Source organism: Brevundimonas sp., assembly GCF_018608325.1.
GTDB lineage: Bacteria > Pseudomonadota > Alphaproteobacteria > Caulobacterales > Caulobacteraceae > Brevundimonas.
Map to the genome: position 1 here is coordinate 1 of NZ_JABAZW010000046.1, position 6,560 is coordinate 6,560.

The following is a 6,560-nucleotide window of genomic DNA, read 5'->3' on the forward strand; positions in this document are numbered from 1 at the left end:
TTCGTTTCCGAAGCGGCCCAAGTTGCTCAGAGGGAAAATCAGAAGCGGTAGTTCAGGCCCACCGCATAGGTCCGGCCATAGCTCTGGTAGTCGATGGTCCGGCGCTCATCGCCATTCTCGAACGTCTTGAACGGCTCGTCCGTCAGGTTGTTGACCTGCGCCAGAATCGACAGACCCTGCAGCGGACCCGACTGGAACTCGTAACCGATCTGGGCGTCGACGATGGTTTCCTCACCGACCGAACGCAGGGTGCGGCCGTTGCCGAAGCCAGCGACTTCACCCAGGTAGTCCGAGCGGTAGCGAGCCGAGACGCGCGACTGGAAGCCATAACGCTCATAATAGAGCGTGCCGTTCAGAACGGTTTCCGACAGGCCCGGCATGGTGGTCGGCGGGTGGCTCGGGTCAGGCTGAACCTTGCTGTCCGTGACCGAGGCGCTGAACAGACCACCGAAGCCTTCAAGCGCCGGGTGCAAGATGCTGAACGGCGCCGAGACCGAGAACTCCAGCCCCTTGATCCAGCCGCCATTGCCGTTCTCAGGCGTCGAAATGATGCCCTGATTGATCACAGGCGTGACGCCGCCGGTCGGATAGCCGGTGAAGTCGAAGATGCGGTTGTAGGTGTAAACGTAGCTTTCGAGGTTCTTGTAGAAGCCCGCCAGCGAGACATAGCCCTTACGGTTGGCGAAGTACTTCTCGACCGACAGATCGACGACGTCCGCGATGAAGGGTTTCAGCACCGGATTGCCGCCGCCGCCGCCCCACGGCGAGTTCTGCTCGGGCGTCGCCGAACTGTTGTTGTTGCCCGGATTGAACGAGAAGTTGCGCGAGGCACGCATGTCATCCATCCGCGGGCGCGCCAGGGTGCGGGCGACCGAGAAGCGGGCGAACAGGTCGTCGCTGACTTCCAGGATGAAGTTCGAGCTGGGCAGTATCTCCAGATAGTCGACACCGCCGCGCACGTTGGCCACTGCGGCGACGCCTTCGCTAAGCTGCTGGGCCTCAAAGCCGCTGCTCGACTGTTCCGTATAGACGAACTGCATGCCGACGTTGCCGGTCAGGGCGCGGCCGAACAGATTGTGGTCGATGTTGGCGCGGACATAGGCGGTCGAGACCTTTTCGGTCACTTCCCAGTTGCCTGCGGCGACGTCAGCGTTCGGGTTGCGCACCTTGTTCAGCGCGCCGCTGTTGACCAGAGCCAGAGCGTCGTAGCTGATGACCTGCGAAATGCCGAGGTAGCCCAGATCGGTCGGGGCCAGCAGGAACTGCGAACCGATGGTCAGATCGCCGCCGCCCGGAACAGCCAGATAATACTGGTCGTTGACGAAGCTCTTGTTCCGCTCCGAATAGTTGAAGCCGAAGTCGATCGACTTGAACGGGCTCTGGTGCAGTTCACGACGCGCCGTCAGACGCGCGCCCTTGATCTCGTCCTCAATGGTCGGGGTGTTCATGTAACCGGCTTGACCGCCGGGGATCACGTCCCCGCCCCAGCCCTGCGGGCTGGTGATCTTGATCAGGGTCGGATCGGCATAGTTCAGCTTGCTGGTGAAGCGCGTCACGCCGTCGCCGGTCAGTTGGAAGCCCAGCGTGTCCAGAGCGCCGTTGATGTTGCGGCCCGTACCTGCGTTGGTCTCCAGGATGATGTCGTTGCGTTCGACCTTGGAGTAGTTGACGTCCAGACCCAGGGTCCAGTCGTCGTTGGCGACGAACTCGGTGTTCCAGCCGATGGCCGTGATCGTGCTGTCGCGCTTGTTCAGGTCGTTGCGGACGACGCCCTTGATGTTGTCCCAGGTGCCCGCGACGATCATGCCGTTGTCGACGGTGTAGCCCGGACGCAGCGACGGACCGGGGCGGCAGACGTTCGGCGTGGCGACATTGCCAACCGAATCGCAGGCCCCATCAGCGGACTGGGCGCTTCCGCCCCAGGCCAGCGGGAACTCGATGCCGCGCAGAACCTGAGTGTTCTTGAACTTGGAGTAGAAGGCGTCGATCGTGGAGTGGATGCGGTCGTTCGGGCGCCATTCCAGCACACCCATATAGCCGTCACGCTCCAGCTCGCTGGACATGACATAGGGCTTCACGCCGCCGGTCAGCAGGTTGCCGTCGTTGTAGTTCGGATAGCCCCAGGCGTTGAAACGCTCGGACTGATAGGGCGACGACATGTGAGCGTAGCCCAGGGCCACGCCGATGGTGCCGTCAGCGAACTGGTCGATGTAGGACAGGGTGTAGCGGTCGCCCTTGTCGGTCGTGCCCGAGTTCAGGGCGCCGATGTCGTTCCACTCATGGCGGTAGTTGGCGACCATGGCGCGACGGCCATAGGCCAGCGGGCGAACCGTGCGCAGGTCGACCGTACCGGCCAGACCCTGACCGACCAGAGCCGCATCCGGGGTCTTGTAGACGACGACGCTGTTCAGCAGTTCGGAGGGGAACTGGTCGAACTCGACACCGCGGTTGTCGCCGGTGGTGACCAGTTCGCGGCCGTTCAGCAGGGCCGTGGTGAAATCGGGGCCAAGGCCGCGGATCGAGATCTGCTGGCTGCGTCCATCCAGACGCTGCATCGTCACGCCCGGCAGGCGCGCCAGGGACTCAGCGATCGACACGTCCGGCAACTTGCCGATGTCTTCAGCCGAGATGACTTCGACGATCGAGGTGTTCGCGGCCTTGGCGGCGATCGAGGCCTCGATGGAGCGTCGGATGCCGGTGACGACCACATCGCCGACGTCAGTCGTCTGTTCATTCTGTGTGGAAACAGTCTGCGCTTGTGCAGAGCCGACCGCCATCAGAGCCGCCGCGCCGAACGCGACCCCCGACAGCAAACGCGTGCGGCGATTGATACCTTGAAGCATGATCATCCTCCCTATGGGCTGATCGCGGTTCTAACTGCCGCGACCTAACGCCACGCAAAAATATGCAAATCTGAGACAATGTTGCAAGCCGTTAATGTTGAAGCCCCATTTGCGTCGTCATTCATAGCTGCCTTTTGCCGAAATACCGCAGGCGGACAGCGACACATTGCCGCCTTGCTGCTGCGCCGCACCATTTCGCACCACATTGACACCGGCGGCTCAGGCTGCAAAATCTTGCAAATCGACTTGGAAGGCTTTGCACTTTCCAGGCGTACGGGAGGATGAGAATGACCATCAGACGTTCCAGAAGAGCCGCACTGGCCGCCGCAGCAGCGCTTGCGACCCTGCTCAGCACCGCACCGACGCAGGCCCAGACCCAAGCCCAGGCCCAAGCCCAGACCCGCGGCGCCGACGCCGCCTCGGCTGTGCGCCAACGCCTGCCACAGGATGAGGTCATCTACTTCCTGCTGGTCGACCGGTTCGCCAACGGCGACACCTCCAACGACCACGGCGGTTACGCCGCCGAGCGCCTGAAGAGCGGCTTCGACCCGTCTGACACAGATTTTTACCACGGCGGCGATCTGGCCGGTCTGATCCAGCGACTGGACTACATCCAGGGTCTGGGCGCGACGGCGGTCTGGCTGGCCCCGATCTTCAAGAACAAGCCCGTGCAGTCGCGCGCCGGATACACGGGTGCGGCCCACCACGGCTACTGGATCACGGACTTCACCGCCGTCGACCCGCACTTCGGCGACGAAGCCACGATGCACGCTCTGGTCGAGGCGGCCCACGCACGCGGCATGAAGGTCTATCTGGACATCGTCACCAACCACACGGCAGACGTAATCCAGTATCGCGAATGCCCGGAGAATGACTGCGCCTATCGCAGCCGCGCCGACTATCCCTACACCCGTCGCGGGGGCGTGGACGGCGCGCCGATCAATGAAGGCTTCGACGGCCGCGACTTCTCGCGCCTGGCCCGCCCCGACTACGCCTACACCCCCTACGTCCCCGCAGGTGAAGAGAACGCCAAGTTCCCAGCCTGGCTGAACGACCCGATCCACTACCACAATCGCGGCGAGAGCACGTTTGCGGGCGAAAGCTCGCTGGACGGCGATTTCGCCGGGCTGGACGACCTGTTCACTGAAGATCCCGTCGTCGTGCAGGGCATGATCGACATCTTCGGCGGCTGGATCGACAAATACGGCATCGACGGATACCGCATCGACACCGCCCGCCACGTGAACCCCGAGTTCTGGCAGGCCTTTATTCCCGCCATGCTGGAGCGGGCCAAGGCCAAGGGCATTCCCAATTTCCACATCTTCGGCGAAGTATTCGATGCGGATCCTGCCGCGCTCGCGCGTTTCACCAAGGATGACAGCTTCCCCGCCGTGCTGGACTTCGCTTTCCAGAAACAGGCTGTAGACGTCGCTTCCGGCAAGAGCGGGACCGACGCCCTGGCCCGTTTGTTCGAAGCGGACGCCATCTATGCCGACGGGCGCGACACCGCCGCCATCCTGCCGACCTTCCTCGGCAACCACGACATGGGCCGGGCGGCCTATTTCATCAAGGAAGCCAACCCGGACGCGAGCGACGCCGAACTGCTGGCGCGGGTCAAGCTGGCCCACGCCCTGATGATGTTCAGCCGCGGCGTGCCGACCCTCTATTACGGCGATGAACAAGGATTCGCTGGCGCAGGCGGGTACGGCAACTCGCGTCAGGACATGTTCGACAGCCAGACGCCGATCTATGCGGCGGAAGCCCCCATCGGCGGTCGCCAGCCTGCCTTTTCCACCAACGCCCCGCTGTACCGCGCCATCGCCGAGATGGGCCGCATCCGCGCCGCCGAACCGGCTCTGCGACGCGGCGGTCAGGTCACCCGCGCCTATGGCGACAAGCCGGGCCTGTTCGCCATCTCGCGCTTGACCGATGACGGCGGCGAGGTGCTGGTGGTGTTCAACACCTCGACTGCGCCCGTTTCGGCCCAGGTCGAAGTCAACGCCGGTTCGCTGAATTGGCGCAGCCTGCGCGGCCAGTGCGCGCCACAGGCGTCCGCCCCGGCCAGCTACCGTGTCAGCGTCCCTCCCCTCGACTACCTCATCTGCAAGAGCGCCTAGTGAACCTCCACGCCTCGGATCTCGCCGACATGTCCTCGACGACGGCCAAAACGCACGAATGGTGGCGCGGCGCGATCCTGTATCAGGTCTATCCGCGCAGTTTTGCGGACTCCAACAACGACGGCGTCGGCGACCTGAAGGGCATCACCGACCATCTGGATCACATCGCCTCTCTAGGCGTGGACGGGGTGTGGCTGTCGCCCTTCTTCAAGTCGCCGATGAAGGACTTCGGCTATGACGTCTCGGACTATTGCGACGTTGACCCGATCTTCGGAACCCTGGCCGATTTCGACGCCCTGTCCACGCGCGCCAAGGCGCTGGGCCTGAAGGTCGTCATCGATCAGGTCTTCTCCCACACCTCGGATGAACACGACTGGTTCCTGGACAGCCGCTCCAGCCGAAACAGCAAGCACGCCGACTGGTACGTCTGGGCCGACGCCAAGCCGGACGGCTCTCCGCCGTCCAACTGGCAGTCCGTGTTCGGCGGCCCCGCATGGACCTGGGACGCACGGCGCGGCCAGTACTACATGCACAACTTCCTGGCCTCACAGCCGCAGCTGAACGTGCGCAACCCCGAGGTTCAGGACGCCCTGATCGCTGCAGCCCGTTTCTGGCTGGACCGGGGCGTGGACGGCTTCCGTCTGGATGCGATCAATTTCGCCATCCATGACCCCAGCCTGCGGGACAATCCGCCGATCAATGACGACCGCAAGCGCACCCGTCCGTTCGACTTCCAGGACAAGATCTACAACCAGTCACACCCCGAAATCATCGGCTTCCTGAACCGCATCCGCGACCTGACGGACAGCTATGAAGGCCGCTTCACGGTGGCCGAGGTCGGCGGTGACCACGCCGACCGCGAGATGAAGGAATTCACGGCAGGCGACGACCGCCTGCACTCGGCCTATGGCTTCCTCTACCTCTATGCCGATGCGCTGAAGGCCGAACTGATCGGCATCGGCGACAGCATGTGGCCCGATCAGCAGGGCGAGGGCTGGCCCTCGTGGACCTTCTCGAACCACGATGCGCCGCGCGCCGTCTCCCGCTGGGCCGAGGGCCGCGACGAGAAGGCCTTCGCCGAAATGGCGTTGCTGCTGTTGATGTGCCTGCGCGGCAATGTCTTCGTCTATCAGGGCGAGGAGTTGGGTCTGCCGCAGGCCTATGTGCCGTTCGAGCGTCTGGTCGATCCCGAGGCCATCGCCAACTGGCCCCAGACGCTGGGCCGCGACGGTGCGCGCACGCCGATCCCGTGGGTCGCCTCTGCGCCCAACGCAGGTTTCTCGACGGTGGAGCCGTGGCTGCCGGTTGATCCGCGTCACCTCGCGCTGGCCGTGGATGCTCAGGAGGCTGATCCCCACGCCACCCTGCATGTCGCACGCCGCGTCATCAGCCTGCGCAAACAACACCCGGCCCTGCGTCTGGGCGGACTGGAGCTGGTGGACGGCCCGCAGGGCCTCTTGGTCTTTGAACGCTATGAGCGCGGCGGCGTCGATGGCGAACGCCTGCTGTGCGTCTTCAACCTGGGCCACACGGCTGTCGAATGGACGCCGCCCGTCGGCGCTCGCCGAGTGCACGCCCGAACTCTTGGAACAACGCCCGG

At 64.0% G+C, this 6,560-nt stretch carries 3 protein-coding genes; 2 read left to right on the forward strand and 1 reads right to left on the reverse strand.

Annotated features, from left to right (window positions below; translation table 11 throughout):
• Nucleotides 1-38: 38 nt before the first annotated feature.
• The gene (locus QZ281_RS04840) at nt 39-2,843 is read right to left on the reverse strand and encodes a TonB-dependent receptor (RefSeq protein WP_292225359.1); all 2,805 of its coding nucleotides are present in this window, start codon (nt 2,841-2,843) and stop codon (nt 39-41) included.
• Nucleotides 2,844-3,130: 287 nt separating this feature from the next.
• Here QZ281_RS04840 and QZ281_RS04845 point away from each other — a divergent pair, with 287 nt between their 5' ends.
• Nucleotides 3,131-4,960, forward strand: coding sequence for an alpha-amylase family glycosyl hydrolase (locus QZ281_RS04845; RefSeq protein WP_292225362.1), 1,830 nt, complete (start codon nt 3,131-3,133; stop codon nt 4,958-4,960).
• Nucleotides 4,961-4,989: 29 nt separating this feature from the next.
• Nucleotides 4,990-6,560 (forward strand): alpha-amylase family glycosyl hydrolase (locus tag QZ281_RS04850; RefSeq protein WP_292225374.1); only part of this gene is annotated, 1,571 nt, incomplete at its 3' end.

Bases quoted from the DNA above. Each gene is read 5' to 3' on its own strand.
- QZ281_RS04840 (WP_292225359.1), bottom strand. From the start codon at position 2,843: ATGCTTCAAGGTATCAATCGCCGCACGCGTTTGCTGTCGGGGGTCGCG.
- QZ281_RS04845 (WP_292225362.1), top strand. From the start codon at position 3,131: ATGACCATCAGACGTTCCAGAAGAGCCGCACTGGCCGCCGCAGCAGCG.